Source organism: Alteromonas sp. H39, from assembly GCF_047556435.1.
Lineage (GTDB): Bacteria > Pseudomonadota > Gammaproteobacteria > Enterobacterales > Alteromonadaceae > Alteromonas.
On the sequence record NZ_CP180210.1, the window covers coordinates 1,624,870 to 1,644,440 of the forward strand.

The 19,571-nt window shown below is 51.5% G+C and carries 21 protein-coding genes; 9 read left to right on the forward strand and 12 right to left on the reverse strand.

Translation table 11 applies throughout. The features are described 5' to 3' along the window. Positions 1-116 precede the first annotated feature (116 nt). Together ACLBLI_RS07090 and ACLBLI_RS07095 are read left to right on the forward strand one after the other, a co-directional pair. Entirely contained in the window at positions 117-1,262 is a 1,146-nt protein-coding gene (locus ACLBLI_RS07090; protein ID WP_414830404.1) for a sensor histidine kinase, read from the forward strand. Beyond that, positions 1,259-1,903 (forward strand): response regulator, encoded by a 645-nt coding sequence (locus ACLBLI_RS07095; protein WP_414830405.1) that lies wholly within the window; start codon positions 1,259-1,261, stop codon positions 1,901-1,903. The genes ACLBLI_RS07090 and ACLBLI_RS07095 overlap by 4 nt, the downstream gene beginning before the upstream one ends. Positions 1,904-2,175: 272 nt before the next feature. Here the strand turns inward: ACLBLI_RS07095 and ACLBLI_RS07100 are convergent, their stop codons facing one another. Both ACLBLI_RS07100 and folX read right to left on the reverse strand, forming a co-directional pair. Continuing rightward, positions 2,176-3,072 (reverse strand): TIGR01777 family oxidoreductase, encoded by an 897-nt coding sequence (locus tag ACLBLI_RS07100; RefSeq protein ID WP_414830406.1) that lies wholly within the window; start codon positions 3,070-3,072, stop codon positions 2,176-2,178. A gap of 13 nt (positions 3,073-3,085) precedes the next feature. Further along, positions 3,086-3,448: a dihydroneopterin triphosphate 2'-epimerase gene (folX, locus tag ACLBLI_RS07105; protein ID WP_218312264.1), complete on the reverse strand. Its 363-nt coding sequence runs from the start codon at positions 3,446-3,448 to the stop codon at positions 3,086-3,088. An 81-nt stretch (positions 3,449-3,529) separates the two neighbouring features. Here folX and ACLBLI_RS07110 point away from each other — a divergent pair, with 81 nt between their 5' ends. Next, the gene (locus ACLBLI_RS07110; RefSeq protein WP_414830929.1) at positions 3,530-4,576 is read left to right on the forward strand and encodes an AI-2E family transporter; all 1,047 of its coding nucleotides are present in this window, start codon (positions 3,530-3,532) and stop codon (positions 4,574-4,576) included. Between the two features lie 81 nt (positions 4,577-4,657). Here ACLBLI_RS07110 and ACLBLI_RS07115 read toward each other — a convergent pair whose 3' ends face one another. From ACLBLI_RS07115 to ACLBLI_RS07125, 3 genes are read right to left on the reverse strand one after another with little or no spacing between them, the layout of a single operon-like run. Then, entirely contained in the window at positions 4,658-5,983 is a 1,326-nt protein-coding gene (locus tag ACLBLI_RS07115; protein WP_414830407.1) for an ATP-binding protein, read from the reverse strand. Then, entirely contained in the window at positions 5,980-6,654 is a 675-nt protein-coding gene (locus tag ACLBLI_RS07120; protein ID WP_414830408.1) for a response regulator transcription factor, read from the reverse strand. Before ACLBLI_RS07120 ends, ACLBLI_RS07115 begins: the two co-directional genes overlap by 4 nt. After that, positions 6,654-6,938, reverse strand: a complete 285-nt coding sequence (locus ACLBLI_RS07125) for a PepSY domain-containing protein (protein ID WP_414830409.1) — start codon at positions 6,936-6,938, stop codon at positions 6,654-6,656. Before ACLBLI_RS07125 ends, ACLBLI_RS07120 begins: the two co-directional genes overlap by 1 nt. A 443-nt stretch (positions 6,939-7,381) precedes the next feature. On the opposite strand from ACLBLI_RS07125, the gene ACLBLI_RS07130 reads away from it, so the two are divergent. Continuing rightward, positions 7,382-7,846 carry a pyridoxamine 5'-phosphate oxidase family protein gene (locus ACLBLI_RS07130; protein ID WP_414830410.1) on the forward strand — a complete coding sequence of 155 codons (465 nt, stop codon included), beginning with the start codon at positions 7,382-7,384 and terminating at the stop codon, positions 7,844-7,846. A 212-nt stretch (positions 7,847-8,058) separates the two neighbouring features. On the opposite strand, the gene ACLBLI_RS07135 is transcribed toward ACLBLI_RS07130, so the two are convergent. Genes ACLBLI_RS07135 through ACLBLI_RS07165 form a run of 7 tightly spaced genes read right to left on the reverse strand, consistent with a single transcriptional unit; the run spans position 8,059 to position 14,998 of the window. After that, on the reverse strand, positions 8,059-8,358 hold the full coding sequence (locus ACLBLI_RS07135; RefSeq protein WP_414830411.1) for a YciI family protein: 300 nt from the start codon (positions 8,356-8,358) through the stop codon (positions 8,059-8,061). Positions 8,359-8,361: 3 nt separating this feature from the next. Further along, entirely contained in the window at positions 8,362-9,171 is an 810-nt protein-coding gene (trpA, locus tag ACLBLI_RS07140; RefSeq protein ID WP_414830412.1) for a tryptophan synthase subunit alpha, read from the reverse strand. Continuing rightward, positions 9,164-10,351: a tryptophan synthase subunit beta gene (gene trpB, locus ACLBLI_RS07145; RefSeq protein ID WP_414830413.1), complete on the reverse strand. Its 1,188-nt coding sequence runs from the start codon at positions 10,349-10,351 to the stop codon at positions 9,164-9,166. Before trpB ends, trpA begins: the two co-directional genes overlap by 8 nt. Before the next feature lie 20 nt (positions 10,352-10,371). Then, positions 10,372-11,769, reverse strand: a complete 1,398-nt coding sequence (gene trpCF, locus ACLBLI_RS07150) for a bifunctional indole-3-glycerol-phosphate synthase TrpC/phosphoribosylanthranilate isomerase TrpF (RefSeq protein ID WP_414830414.1) — start codon at positions 11,767-11,769, stop codon at positions 10,372-10,374. Further along, entirely contained in the window at positions 11,762-12,796 is a 1,035-nt protein-coding gene (gene trpD, locus ACLBLI_RS07155; RefSeq protein ID WP_414830415.1) for an anthranilate phosphoribosyltransferase, read from the reverse strand. The genes trpCF and trpD overlap by 8 nt, the downstream gene beginning before the upstream one ends. Further along, positions 12,789-13,403: an aminodeoxychorismate/anthranilate synthase component II gene (locus tag ACLBLI_RS07160; RefSeq protein WP_414830416.1), complete on the reverse strand. Its 615-nt coding sequence runs from the start codon at positions 13,401-13,403 to the stop codon at positions 12,789-12,791. The genes trpD and ACLBLI_RS07160 overlap by 8 nt, the downstream gene beginning before the upstream one ends. 2 nt (positions 13,404-13,405) lie before the next feature. Further along, on the reverse strand, positions 13,406-14,998 hold the full coding sequence (locus ACLBLI_RS07165; protein WP_414830417.1) for an anthranilate synthase component 1: 1,593 nt from the start codon (positions 14,996-14,998) through the stop codon (positions 13,406-13,408). A 290-nt stretch (positions 14,999-15,288) separates the two neighbouring features. On the opposite strand from ACLBLI_RS07165, the gene ACLBLI_RS07170 reads away from it, so the two are divergent. From ACLBLI_RS07170 to rluB, 5 genes are read left to right on the forward strand one after another with little or no spacing between them, the layout of a single operon-like run. Further along, the gene (locus tag ACLBLI_RS07170) at positions 15,289-16,152 is read left to right on the forward strand and encodes a PHP domain-containing protein (RefSeq protein WP_414830418.1); all 864 of its coding nucleotides are present in this window, start codon (positions 15,289-15,291) and stop codon (positions 16,150-16,152) included. Beyond that, the gene (locus tag ACLBLI_RS07175) at positions 16,149-16,769 is read left to right on the forward strand and encodes an L-threonylcarbamoyladenylate synthase (protein WP_414830419.1); all 621 of its coding nucleotides are present in this window, start codon (positions 16,149-16,151) and stop codon (positions 16,767-16,769) included. The genes ACLBLI_RS07170 and ACLBLI_RS07175 overlap by 4 nt, the downstream gene beginning before the upstream one ends. Beyond that, complete coding sequence (locus ACLBLI_RS07180) at positions 16,766-17,635, forward strand: segregation and condensation protein A (protein WP_414830420.1); 870 nt, start codon at positions 16,766-16,768, stop codon at positions 17,633-17,635. The genes ACLBLI_RS07175 and ACLBLI_RS07180 overlap by 4 nt, the downstream gene beginning before the upstream one ends. After that, positions 17,607-18,254 (forward strand): SMC-Scp complex subunit ScpB, encoded by a 648-nt coding sequence (gene scpB / locus ACLBLI_RS07185; RefSeq protein WP_414830421.1) that lies wholly within the window; start codon positions 17,607-17,609, stop codon positions 18,252-18,254. The genes ACLBLI_RS07180 and scpB overlap by 29 nt, the downstream gene beginning before the upstream one ends. Continuing rightward, the gene (rluB, locus tag ACLBLI_RS07190) at positions 18,247-19,113 is read left to right on the forward strand and encodes a 23S rRNA pseudouridine(2605) synthase RluB (RefSeq protein ID WP_414830422.1); all 867 of its coding nucleotides are present in this window, start codon (positions 18,247-18,249) and stop codon (positions 19,111-19,113) included. The genes scpB and rluB overlap by 8 nt, the downstream gene beginning before the upstream one ends. The last annotated feature ends 458 nt before the right edge of the window (positions 19,114-19,571 follow it).

A 19,571-nucleotide genomic window follows, 5' to 3' on the forward strand; every position in this document is an offset into this window, starting at 1 on the left:
GTCTTTGTAAAGGCGGTAAGTGCACAAAGTCATGAGTGAAAACATGACTTTTGACCTATTGCGTAACATACTGTTTTCTTTCAGGATGAGCTTTACGATTAGGAGCAGAGACCGCTATGCAACAGGCCTGTAAAACGTGGCTGGATACCATTGGCACCGAGACAATTTCCGCCATTTTTACCTGGCTTCTTGTCGCGGGAAGCGCATTGGCACTGGCTTTTAACTTTACTTCCGTTAGCACGGTTCAATGGAATGTAGCTCTGGTCTGCTATCTGGTATTCATTGCGGGCTTTCTTGCCGCAATCAGAGAAAAACCTTACAGGCATGATCGCGCTGCCAGAGCGCTACTTCTGTTCATGCAGCTTGCCGCCGTTATTGGGGTATATGTGTGTCTGCCGTTTTCGTATAACGGCATTCTCATGACCATTTGGTCAGGGCAAATCATTTACTTTATGGCGTTCAGAAAGGCTATTTTGCTATCGGTATTCTGGTCAGCGCCGCTATGGATCACCCAGGACTTTATATGGCATCAGCAGGGCGCATGGCTGACAGCGATTCTGTTCTGGACCTTTAATTTGTTTGCACTGGTGATGGTCAATAGTCGCCTAAAAGAAGAGCAGGCTAACGCCAAAGCGCAGGCGCTGAACCGGGAACTAATGGCAACTCAGGTATTGCTGGAGTCTGCTGCTAAAGATGCAGAGCGTACCCGAATAGCGCGTAATATTCATGACTTGTTAGGACATCACCTGACAGCCCTGACCATCCATTTGCAGGTCGTTGAGCGTCAGTTGGAGGGTGACTTAAAGCACAAAGTCAGTAATTGCCATCAGATAGCGAAATTGTTGCTAAGTGATGTGCGTGAAGCGGTGTCTGAAATTCGCGCTCATGAAGGGATTGATATTAAAAGTGCACTGGAAACTCTCACTGCAAATGTCCCCGAAACCGCGGTAACGTTAGAGTTGTCAGCGGTTCCGGAGTTAACCGTCGAGCAGGCGGATACCGTGGTGAGGGCGGTTCAGGAAACCCTAACCAACGTCATGCGGCACAGTAACGCCACGAGCCTGACAATTTCGTTGTCAGCGGATGAGAATGACATCGTGCTGTCAATGACTGACAACGGAAAGGACATCAGTCCACCGGTGCCCGGAAATGGTCTTACCGGAATGCGAGAGAGGATCCTGACACTTGGCGGTTCAATGACATTGACTGCCACGGCGTCTGGGTTGAACACTCATATTTCGCTGCCTAAGGAAACGGAATGATTAAGGTTATGCTGGCAGACGATCAGGCGCTGGTTCGACAGGGCATTGAGAGTCTGTTGTCGCTTTCAGAAAACGTGACTGTGGTTGGACAGGCGGCAAATGGAGCAGAGGTGCTTGAACGTATCAACACGCTGCAACCGGATGTTCTGTTGCTGGATATTCGTATGCCGGTAATGGATGGCATTCGCACCCTGAAAGCCTTATCAGAGGCTGGTTGCCAGATACCGGTGCTGATGCTTACCACCTTTGACGATCATGATACCGTACTGGATACACTCAAGGCCGGTGCGAAAGGTTACCTCTTAAAAGACGTATCGCTGGAAACGCTGGTTACTGCTATTGAAGAGCTGGCAAGCGGTGGTAGCCTGATCCAGCCTGCGCTGACCGAAACGCTGATGAAAGGACTGTCTCGTCAGGCGCCTATTGATGCCAATGACGTACTCATTGAGCCAATTTCCGACAAAGAAAAAGAAGTATTGCGACTAATGGCTGCCGGGTTATCCAATCAGGAAATTGCCAGTGCTATGTTTAAATCGGTCGGAACTGTAAAAAATCAGGTGTCTGCGATTCTGGCTAAACTGGCAGTGCGGGACCGCACCCGCGCGGTGTTAAAGGCCATTGAGTTAGGGTTGTTGGATTAAGCGGTTAACTACAAATGTGCGATGTAGCAGCCTTACGGTCGTCACTGCGTGTTAGCTTAACCTGATAATAAAAAAACGCTTTCGTGGCTCAGAAAATCGCGCGTGCATATTCTCCTCCATGGCCAGAGTGAGTTTGTAGAGCAGGCCATGTTCCTGCCCATCGAGACAGTAAGCAGGGTTGTTCGTCAACGCCATTGCAATCATAACCGGAAGCTGGCCCGCTCTGGCGCAACGACTGTTACTACGGTGACGTCACAGCCATAACGTGGAGACTAACTTAGGTAAATCTGTTTAAGTGCAAGGCTCAGCGTGGGGTAAGTAAACCGGAATCCGGCTCTTGTCAGCTTATCCGGCAACACACGCTGGCCGGTTAATATCATGTCGGCGGCTTCGCCTAAAACCAGCTTCATTACGAATGCTGGCACAAAAAAAAGGTTAGGGCGGTGGAGTGTGCTGGCCAGCGTAGCCGAAAATTCGGCGTTAGTTAGCGGCTCCGGTGCCGTGAGATTGTATGCGCCACTGGCATCAGGATCGTTCAGCAAAAAGAGTATTGCCTGAACCATGTCGTCAATATGGATCCACGACAAATATTGTTTGCCGTCGCCGATCTTTCCGCCAACCCCGAATTTAAAAGGTAGCGCCATTTTAGGTAGTGCCCCGCCTTCTTCTGTCAGCACCACACCAGTGCGAAGCAGACAAACCCGGGTTTCCTCTTTTTTCACGCCACCGGCCAGATTCTCCCATTTTGCGCACACCTGATGAGTAAACTCATCGTGTACCTGATGGGAGGCTTCGGTGACAATCTTGTCGCCCTGCCTGCCGTAATAGCCGATGGCAGAGCCGGACAAAAACACCGAGGGTGGGGCGTCGCAGGCATTGATTCTACTCACAAGCTGGGCGGTGATATCCCAGCGACTCTGACAAATGCGTTGCTTCTGAAGTGGCGTCCAGCGCTTGTCGGCAATAGGCTCGCCCGCCAGATTAATCACCCCGTCAAAAATCGAAAAGTCAGGAATTTCTGACAGCGCAGAAACCAGCGTCACGCGGTCAGGAAGCACTTTTGCAGCGGATTCTGTGTCGCGGGTTAACACTGTGATATCAGCGTCAGGCAGGGATGTGATCACATTGCGACCAACCAGCCCCGTGCCTCCGGTCAAAAGTAGCTTCATACCAACTCCGTTATTATTTATTGCACGAGAGTGTGAGCGATACCGAGTCAGAGAAGCGCAGCGCATGTGGCTTGTCTACCTCGACTTCAGCATAGCTCACAGAACTGTGATCAGCAGCGATAGCCAATACATCGGCGGTCAGTTTTTCCAGTAACGAAAAACGATTGTCTTCTACCAGGCGAATGATGGCTTTGGTAATGGTTTTGTAATTCAGGGCATCTTCCATGTCATCAGAGTTGGTCGCGGGTTCGGCGTCGTAATGTATTTTGACGTTGACGACAACATCCTGTTTATTACGAATTTCATCTTCGTTAATCCCAATATAAGTACGAAGGCGCAGGTTTTTTATTCGAATCGTGGCCTGATTTAACGTCATGATCTCTCTCGTGTTTGTAGTTGTTTGTGTCACGGGGTAAAGTGGCAATCGTCACAGTCAGGAATGTAGCATAAAACTATGATGGAACTGCGCTCCCCAACAGCCAAAATTTTAATTGTTCTTGCCAGTCTTGTTGTCGTACTGGCAGGGATCAAAGCCGCCAGCGCGATTATGGTGCCTTTTTTCTTATCTGTCTTTATCGCAATTGCGTGCAGTCCGATAATCAACTGGTGCACGCGCAAAGGCATCCCGAAAATATTTTCTGTTACTCTGGTAATACTGTTAATTGTGGTATTTGGTTTTCTTCTTGCAGGCCTGGTAGGTCAGTCGATGACGGAGTTTCGTGAAAATCTTCCGCAATACCGGCAACAGCTTGATACCGAATTCACATGGGTAGTGAATCAACTGGCGAACTACAACATTCATATTAACCGCGAACTGGTGACATCGCATTTTGATCCGGGAGTGGCAATGTCGGTGGCCACCAATTTCATCAGCGGTATGGGCGGCGTACTGTCTAACATGTTTCTGATTTTGCTGACGGTAATTTTTATGCTGTTTGAGGCCGACAGTATTCCTCGTCGTTTGCATATTGCGCTGGCAGATCCGGGTATGAAACTCCAGCACATTGACCGCTTCATTCGATCTGTGAACAGTTATCTGGCGATTAAAACCGTTGTCAGTTTGGCAACAGGGTTAATTATCGGCGTGTGGCTATGGATCATGGATATTGATCATTTCATGCTGTGGGCGGTGCTTGCATTTATGCTGAACTACATCCCAAATATCGGTTCGATTATCTCAGCTGTGCCGGCCGTGCTCATCGCGTTTGTGCAGTACGGTGCCGCGTCGGCTGGCCTTGCCGCCCTTGGCTTCCTGTTGGTAAATACCATTATGGGTAACATGGTGGAGCCACGCCTGATGGGGCGGGGCATGGGCCTGTCTACACTGGTGGTATTTCTATCGTTGATTTTCTGGGGCTGGTTACTGGGTACCGTCGGCATGTTGTTATCAGTGCCGCTAACGATGGTCGTGAAAATTGCGCTGGAATCCCGTGAAGAGAGTAAATGGCTTGCGGTTTTGCTATCGAGTGCCGGTGACGAAAAGCCGCCAGGTAAAGTCGTGTAAAACGGGATTTGCTTTTCAAGACAGCGCCGATGCACTGTTACGGTAGTGCAGTCAATCTGTAAGCACCGGAAAGCAGCGCGTTTATTGCGGAAACCTGACCTGAATACGGGCGCCACCCTGCGGGGCGTCCTGAATGGATAGCTGGCCTTCATAAATGGCAACCAGATCGGTCACAACTGCCATGCCTATGCCTTGTCCTTCGGTATAGGCATCAAGCCTTTCACCACGAAGGAGCAGGCGGTCTTTTTGTTCCTGCGGTATGCCGGGGCCATCGTCATCAATCAGTATTGTCAGCCATTGGCCTTCAAGGCTTACAGTAACCCATACACCGGTTTTCGCTGCCTTGCTGGCGTTATCTATGAGATTCCCAAACAGTTCCATAAGGTCGGTATTATCGCCGACAAATTTGCAGTTTTCATCGGCTTGCAGGGTGTAGGAGAGCTGTTTGTCGTGATGGACTTTCTCCATGGCTGAGAACAGTTTTTCTACAACCGGCGCTACCGGTACGGCAGATTGCCATCCCGTTTTGCCCGCAGAGGCGCGTTTCAATTGCCGCTGGATAAGCTGGTCAATCTGGCCTAACGCTTCTTTTGCCTGCTCGGGTAAGGGGCTCGAGCCGGTAGCGACAGCCAGGGGCGTTTTCAGACTGTGCGCAAGATCGCCCAGACTGTTTTTATAGCGGGCGCGCTGTTCCGCTTCAGCCTGAAGTAGGTGGTTGATTGATTGCTTAAGACCGTCAAACTCTTTGGGGTAATTGGCGCTAAGCTGCTTCTGTTCGCCGCGGGCGGTAAGGTGAATTTCGTCAATCAGCTTTCTCACCGGTGCCAGCACCAGGTTTATCCCCAAAACAATCAGTACCAGCAGGCCAACAGAAAGCAGCAACATCCACTGCCACACCGTATCAACAAACGCCCGGCGTTCGGCATTGAATTCCTGCTTATCATTAAAAATATAAAAACGTACTGGTTCAAAGTCGGTAGAGGAGGCGAATTCAGCGGTAAAGGCGTAAGCGAAATAGCGATTGTCGTCGTCGAACTTGGCGCGATAATCTTCCGAAAAACGCTCTTTTCCCACTTCCGGTGCCGGAGGCGGTGTGGTAATTGTAATGTTAAGTGCTGAGGCCGATTGCCAGACCACTTTGCCGCGAAAGGCGATCATTCCCACGTACCCGGAGTCAGGTAAATTCAGCTGTTCTTCATATAACAGCTCAGGCATATAGGGAATATCACCGTCAAGCTCGAAAGCGGACACCAGTGCCAGGCTCATCAGCTTCATTTCGTCAAGCTTCGCCTGTGTCAGGCTGGTGGTGTAAGCTTTGTCCAGCGTCAGCACAGTAGCAGGTATGAACAGGCCCAGTGCAATCACCGCCACCAGAATGTTACGTAAGCGAAGGGAAAGACCCTTCATAGATCGCGGTTTATCCTGTAACCCCGGCCACGCAGCGTTTCGATGGGTTTCATACTGCCATCGGGGTCAATTTTCTTGCGAAGTCTGCCGACGAACACCTCAATCACGTTGCTGTCCAGATCGAAATCCTGATCATAAATATGTTCAGTCAGTTCAGTTTTGGAGATCACCTTTTGCGGATTCAGCATCAGGTATTCCATTACTTTATATTCGTATGCGGTTAAATCCAGTGCCTTATCGTGAACACGTATTTCCTCGCTGACGGTATCCAGCGCCAGAGGACCAAACTGAACCACTGGGTTGGCCTGGCCAGATGCCCGACGTATCAGTGCCTTCACCCGTGCCAGCAGTTCTTCGTTATGAAATGGCTTCGTTAAATAATCATCGGCGCCTGCATCCAGTCCTTCTACCTTTTCCTGCCAGCGATCACGGGCCGTCAGAATAAGCACCGGACAGCGAACGTCTGACTGTCTTGCCCGACGGATTACATCAAAACCATCAAGCTTGGGTAAGCCGATATCAACAATGGCTAAGTCGTAAGCGTGTTCCGTCAGCAAAAACAGGGCATGTTCGCCATTATCAGCCAGGTCCACACTGTAACCATTGTGTTGCATCAGAGTATCGAGTTGGGTGAGAAGACGGCTGTCGTCCTCGGCAATTAAAATACGCATTACCGATCTGAGTTCCTTTGATCTGAAGGTTTAACCTGGCCCGAGCGCTTATCCACATCTACAGATACCACGCGGCCGGACTTCTTAAGCACTTTTACCCGGTATGCAGAGCGCGTTTGGTCAACCCGTAACACGCGACCATTTACTTCCTTGCGGGCTTTTTCTGCAGCCTGAGCCTTGCTTTCAACGGCATTGTCATTGCGATCCTGGCGGGCAAAAGCATCACTCGCCGGGCCTAAGCCCAGCGTGATCACCATCAGGATTGTTAACCACCATTGCTTCATTCTTTGACAATACCTTTCACTGCTCACATAACCACAGCAATCACTTGCTGATGCAGGTGTACTTCTGTGTGTAATTATATGACATAAGAGTAAACTGGTCGTCTGAACCTTTGCTGAATCAGACCTTACTCAACGGCTCTGTATCTTCCCATACTACCTAAGCTTTTTGCTCATGCCCATGATAATTCTAAAACAAACAACGGCTTCTGTAATTCTGCCATTTGCTGTGTACGGATTACTCTTTCGTGGACACGCTACAGCGTAAACGGCTACCCCGATGTTGCTTGTACCCCGCGGCGAATTTGAATTGAGAGGACAGCTGCACGTTGTGGCATAGCTGCTGCACCGTTCATATCAGGCAGTTTATACCGCTGCAATTAAGATCAAATTTACAGTGTCAGCCGTAAGGACTGGCAGTCATTGACAAAAGGGAGATTCATTTTATGTCTTCAGATATCAGAACGACAATGTGGAAAGCCATGGCAGACAGCCCGAATGTACTGGTGAGCCTGACTGCTAACGACGACCATGCAGAACCCATGCACGCACAACTGGATAAAGACGCCGACAGCGAATTCTGGTTTTACACCACTAAAGATAACCGGATTGCGCAAGGTGGCAAAGCGATGGTGCACTTTGCAGCCAAAGGCCATAATGTTTTCGCTTGTATTCGCGGTACGTTAGTGGAAGAAACCCGTGAAGAGATTATCGATAAATACTGGTCTAAACAAGTAGCAGCCTGGTATGACAAGGGTCGTGAAGATCCGTCAATGATGATGCTGCGCTTTAAACTGGACGATGCGGAAATATGGGATGTGGACGCCAGTTTTAAAGGGATGTTCAAACTGATGACAGGGAAGAAGGTCGACCCGGAAGAGATGGGCGATCACGATAAGGTTAACTTGTAAAAGCCTTTTTAGACACCGCAGGGAAAAAACCGTTTTCTCAATGAGAAAGTGAGAAGTTGGCATGGTGAAAAATAACAAAGCCGCCAGTGATGGCGGCTTTGTCGTGTCTGTGACAAGGAGGTTGGGGGATTTTCCGACCCGTACTTTTATCGAAGACGTTGAAAGGACAGTGGGGCCGACTCTCGGCGACGTCCCCGCTCAGTGTGCTGCTGTCAGGGCAACACCTTCTTGTAGGGTTTCACCACCACATCCTGATACACGCCCGCTGCAATGTACGGGTCCGCATCAGCCCATGATGTCGCTTGTTCCAGCGAGTCAAACTCCGCCACTACCAGCGAGCCGGTAAAGCCAGCCGGGCCAGGATCCGGGCTATCGATGGCCGGGAACGGCCCAGCGATCAACAAACGTCCTTCACTTTTCAGTGCCTCCAGGCGTGCCAGATGATCCGGGCGGGCAGCCAGGCGCTTTTCCAGCGAGTCAGGAACGTCGGTCGCGCATATCATGTAGTACATGGGTTAGTCCTTCACTGTTGCCGCTTTCATGCTGCGCACAAAGCTGTCCAGCTCGCGCAACATGGCCGGCTCGTCATCAAGGTTTTCGGCAATGATATTCACCGTTGCTGAACCTGAAATCGCGCCTGCTGCACCTGCGGTGATGGCGGATTTTACCTGTTCAGGCGTAGATATGCCAAAGCCCAACAGCGGTGGCGCACACTGATACTCGCGTAACTTATTAATAAGGTCACTGGCTGGCACCTTCGCGGCGGTTTCTGTACCGGTTACGCCCGCACGACCAAGCAGATATGTATAACCCTCTGAATGCTCTCCAATACGCTTTAAGGTGGTGTCAGAGGCATTGGGTGGTGCAATCAGGATTTGACTCATGCCCACCGCTTTTGCCGCAGCGATGTATGGATCCGCCTCACGTAATGGCACATCCGCTACCAGCACAGAGTCGACACCGGCATCGGCGGCTTTTCGATAGAAATTTTCGATGCCGCGCGAGTACACCAGGTTGCTGTAGAGCAACAATCCGATGGGAATATCACTGTATTTATCTCTGACGCGTGAGAGCATCTCAAGACAGGCGCCCGGTGTCACTTTACTGCCCAGTGCGCGCAGGGCGGCAGCCTGAATAGTAGGGCCATCAGCAACCGGATCTGAATACGGGATCCCCAGTTCCAGCGCATCCGCCCCCGACTCGATCAACTGACAAATGATTCTTTCGGAGGTCTCGATATCCGGATCGCCAATCATGACAAAGGGCACAAACCCGCCTGCATTTTCTTTCTGCAGGCGCTCAAACATAGCGGCGTATCTATCCATCGACATTTTCTCCCAGGATCTTGGTTACGTGAGCCAGGTCTTTATCGCCCCGGCCTGACAGGTTCACCACAATAATGGTTTCTTCCTCGGCTTCATCCGCCATGTTTAATGCATGGGCCAGCGCATGGGAAGACTCCAGCGCCGGAATGATCCCCTCTTTACGTGCCAATAGCTGGAAGGCATTCAGTGCTTCTTCGTCGGTACATGCCACATATTCGGCGCGGCCAATGTCTGCAAGATGAGCGTGCTGTGGGCCGACAGCCGGATAATCCAGACCGGCAGACACAGAGTAACTCTCTTCAATCTGGCCCTCTTCGTCCTGCATGATGTAAGTCAGTGCACCGTGCAGAATGCCTTTGGTGCCGGTACAGATGGTAGCGCCATGTTCTTTGGTGTGTACCCCTTTACCGGCAGGCTCGACACCCACCAGGCGAACCGAAGGCTCATCAATAAAGTCAGCAAACATGCCAATGGCATTGGAGCCACCGCCGACGCAGGCCACCACCGCATCTGGCAGACGGCCTTCTTTTTCCATAATTTGTTCGCGGGTTTCTTCACCAATCATACGGTGATATTCGCGCACAATAGTGGGGAAGGGGTGAGGACCTGCAGCAGTTCCCAGCAAATAGTGGGCAGTATCATAATTCGCAGACCAGTCACGCAGCGCTTCGTTTACGGCATCTTTCAGTGTGCCCGAACCCGCCGTCACCGGGATCACCTCTGCACCCATCAGGCGCATACGGAAAACGTTAGGTGCCTGGCGTTCTACGTCTTTAGCACCCATGTAAATACGTGCTTTCAGGCCGAGTAGCGCGCAGGCAAGAGCCGTCGCGACGCCATGTTGACCTGCGCCGGTTTCTGCAATCACTTCGGTCTTGCCCATACGTTTTGTTAGCAGAGCCTGTCCCAGTACCTGGTTGGTTTTGTGTGCCCCGCCGTGAAGTAAATCTTCACGTTTTAGGTAAAGTTTTACTTTGGGATTGCTCACCAGATTACGCGTTAATGTCATTGCTGTGGGCCGGCCGGCGTAATCTTTCAGCAATGCCATAAACTCGTCTTTAAAGTCGGGATCTTTCTGCGCTTTTATGAACTCCTGTTCGAGTTGTTCCAGCGCGGGGATCAGCAACTCAGGCACATACATGCCACCGTAGTCACCAAATTTTGGATTAAGCTGTTCCATGTGTTGTCCTGTTCGTTAAATTAATACTGTCTGCAGGCGTCAAAAAGCGCCGTGATTTTGTCTTTCGATTTGATGCCCGGCGCGGTTTCTACGCCCGAGTTAACATCGACGATACCGGCTCCTGTGCCAAGCGCGTCGGCAACAGAGTCAGGGCCTATGCCGCCTGCCAGTACCAATCTGGATTTATCCTTAATGTTGCTAAGCAGCGACCAGTCAAACTGTTGTCCGGTGCCGCCGGTTTGGGCGCCCACTTTACAGTCCAGCAGCACGCGTTTCACGTTACCGTCTTTTAATAATTCGCTTACCGCGTCCGGCAGCGTGTCTGTCACGCCTACCGCCTGCCACAGCTCGCAGTTTGCAGGCAAAGCGTTACGCAGCGTTTGTCGGTAACTGGCGTCTTCATCGCCATGCAGTTGTACTGCGCGTAATTGCAGTGAAGTCGCCGTTTCTGCCACCTCACTGCTATCTGCGTTTACGAAAACACCGACATACTGTCCCGGTGTGTGCGTGACGATATCTTTTGCCTGCGCAGCGGTTACGCAACGAGGAGACTTTTGGGTAAAAATCAGGCCGCCAAACGCGGCACCGGCATCAAACGCCGCTGTTGCATCGTCAGGTGTGGTCAGTCCGCAGACTTTCACGGTACCCAGCACTAACTGGCGAACCGCGCGTGGTAAATCCTGCTGCGCCATCAAGGCGCTGCCAACTAGAAAGCCGTTACACAGCGGGGCTAAACGGCGCACATCCTGATGGGTATAAATCCCGGACTCAGAAATCACCACATAGTCGTGTGTGGCTTTTTCCAGCATAGGGACGAGGCGCTCTGTGGCGGCAAGGTCGGTTGATAAATCACGCAGATTACGGTTGTTAATGCCGATGATCCGGGATTTGAGCGCTATTGCACGTTCCATCTCTTCTTCGTTACTGACTTCGGTGAGCACATCCAGCTGCAACTCGTCCGCAAGCGTATGCAACTGCTTGTAGGTGTCGTCATCCAGTACGCTTAGCATCAGTAAAATGGCATCAGCGTTATAGTAGCGAGCCAGATACACCTGATAGTCGTTTACAAAGAAATCCTTGTTTAATACGGGCTGTGACACCCGTTCGGTCACATAGGCCAGATAGTCATAGCTGCCCTGGAAGTACTTTTCGTCCGTCAGCACAGAAATGCCGGCAGCGTAGGGTGTGTAGGCATCCAGAATTTCATCAAGGTCAAAATGCTCGCGGATCAGCCCTTTGGATGGTGAGGCTTTTTTGCACTCAAAAATATAACCAGCATTAGGTGCACTCAGTGCTTCAAACAGACTCTTGCGCGAGGGCGTCAGATTTTGCTTTACCTGCTCCAGCGGCAAGGCAGCCATGCGATCTTTCAGTTCTTCGCGTTTATCGGCGACAATTTTTTCAAGCACATTAGGCATTACTATCAGGCTCCTGTTGACTGATTCTGGCAACCTTCGTCAGCACCTCCAGTGGCAGCGCGTTATCCATGGCGTTCATTGCCATTTCCGCACCTTCTTTAAAACTGTCGACGGTATCGGTTAATTTCAAGAGGGCGGCACAATTCATGGCAATAGCCGCGCGGTGGGCCTCTTTGCCCTGACCCCCGAGTGCCGCTTCCACCATCTTTCGATTTTCATCTGGCTCACCGCCTTCAATTTCTGACAACGGATAAGTCGGTAGTCCAAAATCCTTTGTGGTGACGGTGCGCTTGCGAATATCGCCGTGCTCCAGATCCAAAATGACAGATTTACCATGCAGTGCGAGCTCGTCCAGGCCATCGCCGTGAACAATCATGGCGCGATGCTGGCCAAGTAACATCAGCGTTCTGGCGTAGGGCTCCAGTAGCTCAGGCGAGTACACACCGAACAACCCGTGAGTCGGACTGGCAGGATTTGCCAGAGGCCCCAGTATATTGAACAGCGTGCGGGTTTTCATTGCTGCACGTACAGGGGCGGCAAAGCGCATGCCTGCATGATACACAGGTGCAAACAGGAAGCAAAAATTGGCGTCATCCAGACAGGTTCTTGCGGTCTGAGGGGTAATCTCCAGCTTAACGCCGAACTGACGAAACAAGTCAGCGGAGCCGGATTTACTCGACACGCTACGATTACCGTGTTTAGCCACTTTCACACCACAGGCCGCCGCTACTACGCCAGCAGCGCTGGAAATATTAATCGTATTGTGGCCATCGCCGCCGGTGCCGACAATATCGGCAAAGGGGTAGTCCGGTGTTGGAAAGGGCAGCGCATTCGACACCATGGCACCGGCAGCGCCAGCAATCTCATTCGGTGATTCACCGTTAAGTTTCAGTGCGGTGAGAATGGACGCCAGAACCGATTCTGGCTGTTCGCCATGCATGATGCTGTTGAACAAAGAGAATGCCTGTGACTGGCTTAAGTGCTCTTTCGCAAACAGTTTTTCAAGTAAAGGGGTCGCATCAAACACGATGAGTTTCCTTTTCGGTCAGATAATGAATACTTTGTAGCAGCAACTGGCTGCCATCGGCAGTGAGAATAGATTCAGGATGAAACTGGAAACCCAGCATCCGATCGTCGGGGTGATGAACTGCCATGACAATATCTTCAAACTGCGCGCAGGGCACAAGACAGTCGGGCAGCGTCAGGGCTACCAGTGAATGATAGCGCGCTACCGGCAACGGCTGAGGCATGTTTTCGAACATGGCCTTGCCATTATGCGATACCGGTGAAGATTTACCGTGCATCACGGCTTCAGCGCGTCCGACTTCTCCGCCGTAGTGGGCAACAATAGCCTGATGCCCCAAACAAATTCCCAGCACCGGATACTTTCCGGCCACGCGTTTAAGCAGCTCAGGCATACAGCCTGCCTCGTGGGGCGCGCCCGGCCCGGGAGATAGCATCAGCAGCACCGGGCCGTGCTCTGCCTGGGCTGCCATTTTGTCTATCAGTACATCAGCATTCACGGTGTTCCGATACACAATGATATGCAGGTTCATGGCGCGCAGCTCATCCACCAGGTTGTAAGTGAATGAGTCTACGTTATCCAGCAAAAATACAGTAACAGGCTTATTCATGTTCACAGCTCCCCTGTTGGTTGAGACTGGGCAACTGCATTAATCACTGCCTGGGCTTTAGTGCGGGTTTCATCGGCTTCAGATTGTGGATCTGAATCGTACACAACACCAGCGCCGGCCTGAATATAAGCGCGACCGTTTTTCACAAATGCAGAACGGATCACGATGCAGGTATCCATATCACCCTGACCATTGATATAGCCCACTGCGCCGCCGTAGCTGCCCCGTCGTTTTCCTTCCACCTCGCGGATGAGCGATGCCGCGCTGACTTTCGGTGCGCCAACCAGTGTGCCCATGTTCATGCAGGCCTGATAGGCATGCAGGGCATCCAGATCGTCACGCAACTGACCTACCACGCGGGACACCAGATGCATGACATGTGAATAACGGTCAACTTTAAGTAAGTCTTTTACGAACCGGCTGCCGGGACGACTGACTTTGGCAACGTCATTGCGCGCCAAATCTACCAGCATAATATGCTCGGCTTTTTCTTTGGTGTCTTCACGCAGGTTCAGTTCAATCCGCGAGTCTAAGTCCGGGTTGATACTGCCATCGGCGCGCTTGCCGCGCGGGCGGGTGCCGGCAATAGGGTAGATCTCTACCTGATTGGTATCGCGTTCGTATTTTAATGCCGATTCCGGCGATGCCCCGAAAATGCTGAACGCTTCATCCTGCATAAAGAACATGTACGGACTGGGATTTTGTTGCTTTAACTGTGCGTAGGCGGCAAGGGGAGACGGACAGGGTAGAGAGAAAGTGCGGGAAGGAACCACCTGAAAAATATCCCCACTTAAAATGTGAGACTTCAGGTTTACCACATCCTCCTTAAAGGTCTCGTCGCATTTGTCTACCTGCACGTCCACCGTGTCGGCGGATGTTTTGCTTGTGGCGGCTGGTCTGGGTTTCACTTCGTGCAGTGCATGCTGTAATGCTTCTAACCGTTGCGCCACGCGAAAATATTGCTGAGCAACATCGGGACCAGAGAACACGCTGCCAATCAAATGGGTTTCCCGGGTCTGATGATCTACGGTGAGTAAAGTTTCAGCCAGATAAAAAACAAAGTCCGGGCAGTCGTTGTCACCTTCGGCCACTTCAGGAAGCTGCTCAAATGTCGCCAGCAGGTCGTAGGCAAACACGCCCCCTAAAAACACTGCATGCGGGTTCTGGCGTATTGGTGTGATGTGATTCACGATAGTACGCAGGGCATCGAATACGCTGGCAGCTTTTAAGCGAGCATCTTCATCCAGCGTGCTGTCTGGCGTCAGGCAGCTAAGTATTGCCATATCGTCGCGTATTTCACAGTGGATCCCTGCGGGGCAATGTGAGTCAAATACGGGGAGCACCGATCTTCCGTTGCCCGTAAGCGCTGTTACAGTAACCGTCTGGCCACGGCATTCGAAGCGCAACGCGGCATCTACCATCAGCAGGCTTTGCAGATTGTCCTTTGAATCAATCTCTGCTGATTCAAGTAGCAGTGCATGCCGGGTGTCAGCACAAAGGTGCGCAAAGGCAGCCAGTGGATCATCAATGTAATGCCCGACTTGCTCTATGGTTTCTACTTTGCCCGGACTTACGCCCAGTTCGCTTAAACTCATAATCGCATTTCTCCCGCTGCGAATGTCAAAAAGTAAAAAAAAAGCCCGTTAAAAAACGGGCCTTTTCTTGTGTAATTCACGCACCATTGCGCACACCGCCCGTCATGTGAGGGAGTGCCACCACCAGATTGCAACGTGTGCAGTATGTAATTGGGGGATTGTACGCATGGTCTTAAAATTCTCTTCGTTGGCTAAAACTTCGATAGGCATCGAGTTAGTTAGTCCGTATACTTCGCCATATAGAAGAAAACAAATTCACTTTGCTGTCAACCGATAATTTGCGAAATACTTTGAAAATCGATTTACACAGTCACACCCGCTATTCAGATGGACACCTGACGCCACAGGAATTACTGGCGCGTGCGCACAATATGCAGATAGATGTGCTGGCGATTACTGATCACGACACCGTGGCCGGTCTGGAAGAGGCGCATGCCTGGCAGGCGCAACAAAAGCGTCCGTTAACTATCATTGATGGTGTAGAAATCTCTACCCGCTGGCATGGCTTCGATATTCACATTGTGGGATTAAATGTTAACCGGCAGGACGAGAAATTTCGGCTACGCCTGAACGAACAGGCAAAAGTTCGTGATGAACGTGCAGAGAAGATTGCCGAAAAGCTGGAAAAGTGTGGTTTTGAAGGTGTACTGGAAAAAGCCAGAGCGCAGGCTGGCGTCGGGCAGGTGACCCGAGCCCATTTTGCCCGTGTACTGGTGGAACAATATGGTGTGGCGTCGATGGATACGGTGTTTAAAAAGTATCTTGGCAAGGGTAAACGGGCCATGGTGAAAGCACAGTGGCCGACGATTGAAGAAGCCGTAGAATGGATCCACAGTGCGGGGGGGCAGGCGGTGCTGGCCCACCCGGCGCACTATGACATGACCACAAAGTGGCTGCGCAGACTGGTTGCTGACTTTGCTGGTATCGGTGGAGATGCGATTGAAACGGCGTTTCCGGGTATCGCAAAAGACAAACAGACTATAATTAATGAATTAGCGAAAGAGTACGAGCTGCTCGCGTCTGCCGGCTCGGACTTTCATTTTCCGTCACGCTGGACAGAACTGGGGCGAAATTTAGGGATTGCGTCCCAGTTAACGCCGATATGGCATAATTGGTCACAGCTTGACAGTGCACCACAACAGGAATATCCATGAGTCAGTTTTTTTATATTCACCCTGATAATCCGCAGCCGCGTTTGCTAAAACAAGCCTGCGAGTTAATCAGACAGGGTGAGGTAGTGGTTTATCCTACCGATTCAGGCTACGCCATTGGTTGTCAGATGGACGATAAGAAAGCGCTGGATCAGTTATGCCGTATTCGTCAGATAGACAAAGAACACAATTTCACCCTGATGTGTCGAGACATGTCTGAGCTGTCGGTTTATGCCAAGGTCGACAACATTGCCTTCAGGCAGATTAAAAACAACACGCCCGGGCCTTATACCTTTGTGCTGAAAGCCACCCGTGAGGTGCCCCGTCGTCTGCAAAACCCAAAGCGCAAGACTATCGGGATCCGTGTTCCTGACAATGTCATCGCGCTGAAACTACTGGAAACGCTGGACGAGCCGCTGATGTCTACCTCGCTGATCTTGCCGGGCAACAGCATGGCGGAATCCGACCCGGACGTTATCCGCGACCGTCTTGAAAAGCAGGTGGGCCTGATTATTCACGGCGGCTATCTTGGCGAACAGCCTACGACTGTCGTCGACTTGTCAGAAGGCGGAGCGACCATCGTCAGGGAAGGTTCCGGAGACCCTTCTGTGTTCCTATGAGCGAGACTGACAGCGCGACCGAATCCCCCGTGGTATCAGCCGGCAATAGTGCGCCGGTGCAGCAGCCGTTGCCGCTGGCTTTTATTAACGGCGAAGCGGTAATTGAAAAGCCGCAGGACTTGTATATTCCGCCGGATGCGCTGGAAGTGATCCTGGAAAGCTTCGAAGGGCCACTGGACTTACTGCTTTACCTTATCCGAAAACAGAAGTTTGATATTACCACACTGCCTATCGCTGACGTGACGCGCCAGTACATGGAATATGTGGAGGTGATGCGCGAGCTGCGCCTCGAACTGGCCGCAGAATACCTGCTGATGGCTGCTATTCTCGCAGAGATAAAATCCCGCTTATTGTTGCCAAGGCGCAGCGATGATGACGATGAAGAGGAAGATCCCCGGGCAGAACTGATCCGTCGTTTGAAAGAATATGAGCTGGTTAAACAAGCCGCCGAAGATTTGGATAATCAACCGCGACTGGAGCGTGATATCTTCACCGTTCACGTAGATACCACGGAATCTGTCGCGCCGGTGCGGGTAGAACCCGATGTGTCACTACAGGAACTGGTCCTGGCATTCAGTCAGGCCATGAAGCGCGCAGAAGCATTCGAACATCACACCATCGAACGAGAGGCGCTGAGCACGCGGGAGCGGATGTCCATGATCCTGTCGATGGTCTCGGCAGCACAATATACGCCACTGGAATCGTTGTTTACACCGGAAGAGGGGAAAGCTGGCGTAATAGTGACATTTCTGGCGATTCTGGAGCTGGTAAAAGAGAGCCTGCTATTATGTGTACAGGCGGGACCTTATGCGCGAATTCATGTAAAATTGGGCAGTCATGAAGAAGATCAACAAGACTCAGCTTAAGCAACTGGTGGAAGCCGCATTATTCGTGGCAGACAAGCCACTTAGCCGACAACAATTGCGCGAAACAGTTCTGTCAGAATTCACTGTATCAGAGCGCGCATTGTCAGAAGTATTGAAAGCGCTGGTACTGGATTATCAGCCCCGCGGCATCCAGCTGGTAGAAGTGGCCAGCGGCTATCGCTTCCAGTCGCTGGACAGCCTGAGCCCGTGGCTGAGTTTGTTATGGCAGGAAACCGCACCGCGGTATTCCCGCGCCATGCTGGAAACGCTGGCGCTGATTGCTTACCGCCAGCCAATCACCCGGGGTGAAATAGAGCAGGTGCGCGGTGTCGCCGTAAGCAGCAACATAATCAAAACGCTGACCGAGCGGGACTGGATAAAAGTGGTCGGACATAAAGAAGTACCCGGACGCCCAGCGTTATATGCAACAACACGGGGGTTTTTGGATTACTTCTCACTGACATCACTGAGTGAGTTGCCCAGCGCTGACGCCTTTGCACAAATGGCAGAGGAAACCGATCAGGCAGCAACCGCTTCAGTACCAAAAGAGGCACCATCTGAAGTGACAGATCGTGCGAATGAAATCAACGAAACAAAGAGTGTAACGTTAAATGACTGAAAAGTTACAGAAGGTGTTGGCCAATCAGGGACTAGGCTCACGCCGCGAAATGGAACGTTGGATTGATGAGGGCAGGGTGTCGGTAAACGGCTCGGTGGCAACACTGGGTGATCGCGTCGATGCAAGTGCACAAATCCGTGTTGACGGCCACTTGCTGTCACGTCAGACCGAAAAGCCGGTTTGTCGTGTGCTGATGTATAATAAACCTGAGGGTGAGTTGTGCAGCCGTCACGATCCGGAAGGCAGAGACACGGTGTTTGACCGCCTTCCTGCAATTCGTCTTGGCCGCTGGATTGCTGTAGGCCGGTTAGATATCAATACTTCAGGTTTGCTGTTGTTTACCAATGACGGTGAACTGGCCAACCGCCTGATGCATCCGAAATGCGAAGTAGAGCGGGAATACTCGGTACGCGTGTTCGGTGAAGTCTCTAACCAGATGATCAATACGTTGAAAAAAGGTGTGAAGCTGGAAGACGGCGAAGCGCACTTTACCTCAGTCACGCCGAAGCCTGGTGATGATGAAAGCATGAACCGCTGGTACAACGTCACCTTATCGGAAGGTCGCAACCGTGAGGTGCGCCGCTTGTGGGAATCGCAGGAAATGCAGGTAAGTCGCCTGATCCGTGTTCGTTACGGTCCAATCGAGCTGCAAAAGCGCTTACCACAGGGTGCCTGGGTTGAACTGCAATTAGAGGATGTTAACGCGCTGCGCTCGCTGGTTCAGCTTGATGCTGAGACACAATCGCTGGTGGACGCCCGTCAGAACAAGCTTGACCATGCCCGCCTAAGCCGGATGCGTCGCTCGGTGAAAAAGCACCGGGTTCGCAAAGAACAAAAGCCGCAATCGCGTCGCAGATAATTAGTAAAACGCCCGTTAACGGGCGTTTTTCATTTCCGCTGACACGCCAAATCAAAATACATCAGCAAGGCCGTTGTTTATCTTCTTAATGCGTTGGATAGCCGGTATGTATTACCAGCTATGTGGAGCGCAGCATGTGCTCCCTGTCAGCCATTTCCACCTCCAGACTTCCGGCGACTACCTTCTATATCCTTTATCCTCTCTCTTCTACATTCTTCGTAGCACGTTGTCCGTTGCCCGTCTCGACACGGATACCTGCGACCTCTACCGGTGATGCATGACGAATAACACAGGCTCCATGCCCCGTTTGCACAGCGCAAGCTCGTAAAAGACATGCCTGGCGTAAGATTTATGCGTCATAGTGCGTCTGCTCTAACGGGGGGCGGCTTTCTGACCACGGCAGGTAATAAGGTGAGACCGCAGAAAAACTGACCAACCACGTTGCTATGCCGATCTTA

Bases quoted from the DNA above. Each gene is read 5' to 3' on its own strand.
- ACLBLI_RS07125 (WP_414830409.1), bottom strand. From the start codon at position 6,938: ATGAAGCAATGGTGGTTAACAATCCTGATGGTGATCACGCTGGGCTTA.
- trpB (WP_414830413.1), bottom strand. From the start codon at position 10,351: ATGGAACAGCTTAATCCAAAATTTGGTGACTACGGTGGCATGTATGTG.
- trpA (WP_414830412.1), bottom strand. From the start codon at position 9,171: ATGGATAGATACGCCGCTATGTTTGAGCGCCTGCAGAAAGAAAATGCA.
- trpCF (WP_414830414.1), bottom strand. From the start codon at position 11,769: ATGCCTAATGTGCTTGAAAAAATTGTCGCCGATAAACGCGAAGAACTG.
- ACLBLI_RS07115 (WP_414830407.1), bottom strand. From the start codon at position 5,983: ATGAAGGGTCTTTCCCTTCGCTTACGTAACATTCTGGTGGCGGTGATT.
- ACLBLI_RS07165 (WP_414830417.1), bottom strand. From the start codon at position 14,998: ATGAGTTTAAGCGAACTGGGCGTAAGTCCGGGCAAAGTAGAAACCATA.
- ACLBLI_RS07095 (WP_414830405.1), top strand. From the start codon at position 1,259: ATGATTAAGGTTATGCTGGCAGACGATCAGGCGCTGGTTCGACAGGGC.
- ACLBLI_RS07090 (WP_414830404.1), top strand. From the start codon at position 117: ATGCAACAGGCCTGTAAAACGTGGCTGGATACCATTGGCACCGAGACA.
- ACLBLI_RS07120 (WP_414830408.1), bottom strand. From the start codon at position 6,654: ATGCGTATTTTAATTGCCGAGGACGACAGCCGTCTTCTCACCCAACTC.
- ACLBLI_RS07135 (WP_414830411.1), bottom strand. From the start codon at position 8,358: ATGTACTACATGATATGCGCGACCGACGTTCCTGACTCGCTGGAAAAG.
- ACLBLI_RS07160 (WP_414830416.1), bottom strand. From the start codon at position 13,403: ATGAATAAGCCTGTTACTGTATTTTTGCTGGATAACGTAGACTCATTC.
- rluB (WP_414830422.1), top strand. From the start codon at position 18,247: ATGACTGAAAAGTTACAGAAGGTGTTGGCCAATCAGGGACTAGGCTCA.
- scpB (WP_414830421.1), top strand. From the start codon at position 17,607: ATGAAGAAGATCAACAAGACTCAGCTTAAGCAACTGGTGGAAGCCGCA.
- ACLBLI_RS07180 (WP_414830420.1), top strand. From the start codon at position 16,766: ATGAGCGAGACTGACAGCGCGACCGAATCCCCCGTGGTATCAGCCGGC.
- ACLBLI_RS07130 (WP_414830410.1), top strand. From the start codon at position 7,382: ATGTCTTCAGATATCAGAACGACAATGTGGAAAGCCATGGCAGACAGC.
- ACLBLI_RS07110 (WP_414830929.1), top strand. From the start codon at position 3,530: ATGGAACTGCGCTCCCCAACAGCCAAAATTTTAATTGTTCTTGCCAGT.
- ACLBLI_RS07175 (WP_414830419.1), top strand. From the start codon at position 16,149: ATGAGTCAGTTTTTTTATATTCACCCTGATAATCCGCAGCCGCGTTTG.
- ACLBLI_RS07100 (WP_414830406.1), bottom strand. From the start codon at position 3,072: ATGAAGCTACTTTTGACCGGAGGCACGGGGCTGGTTGGTCGCAATGTG.
- folX (WP_218312264.1), bottom strand. From the start codon at position 3,448: ATGACGTTAAATCAGGCCACGATTCGAATAAAAAACCTGCGCCTTCGT.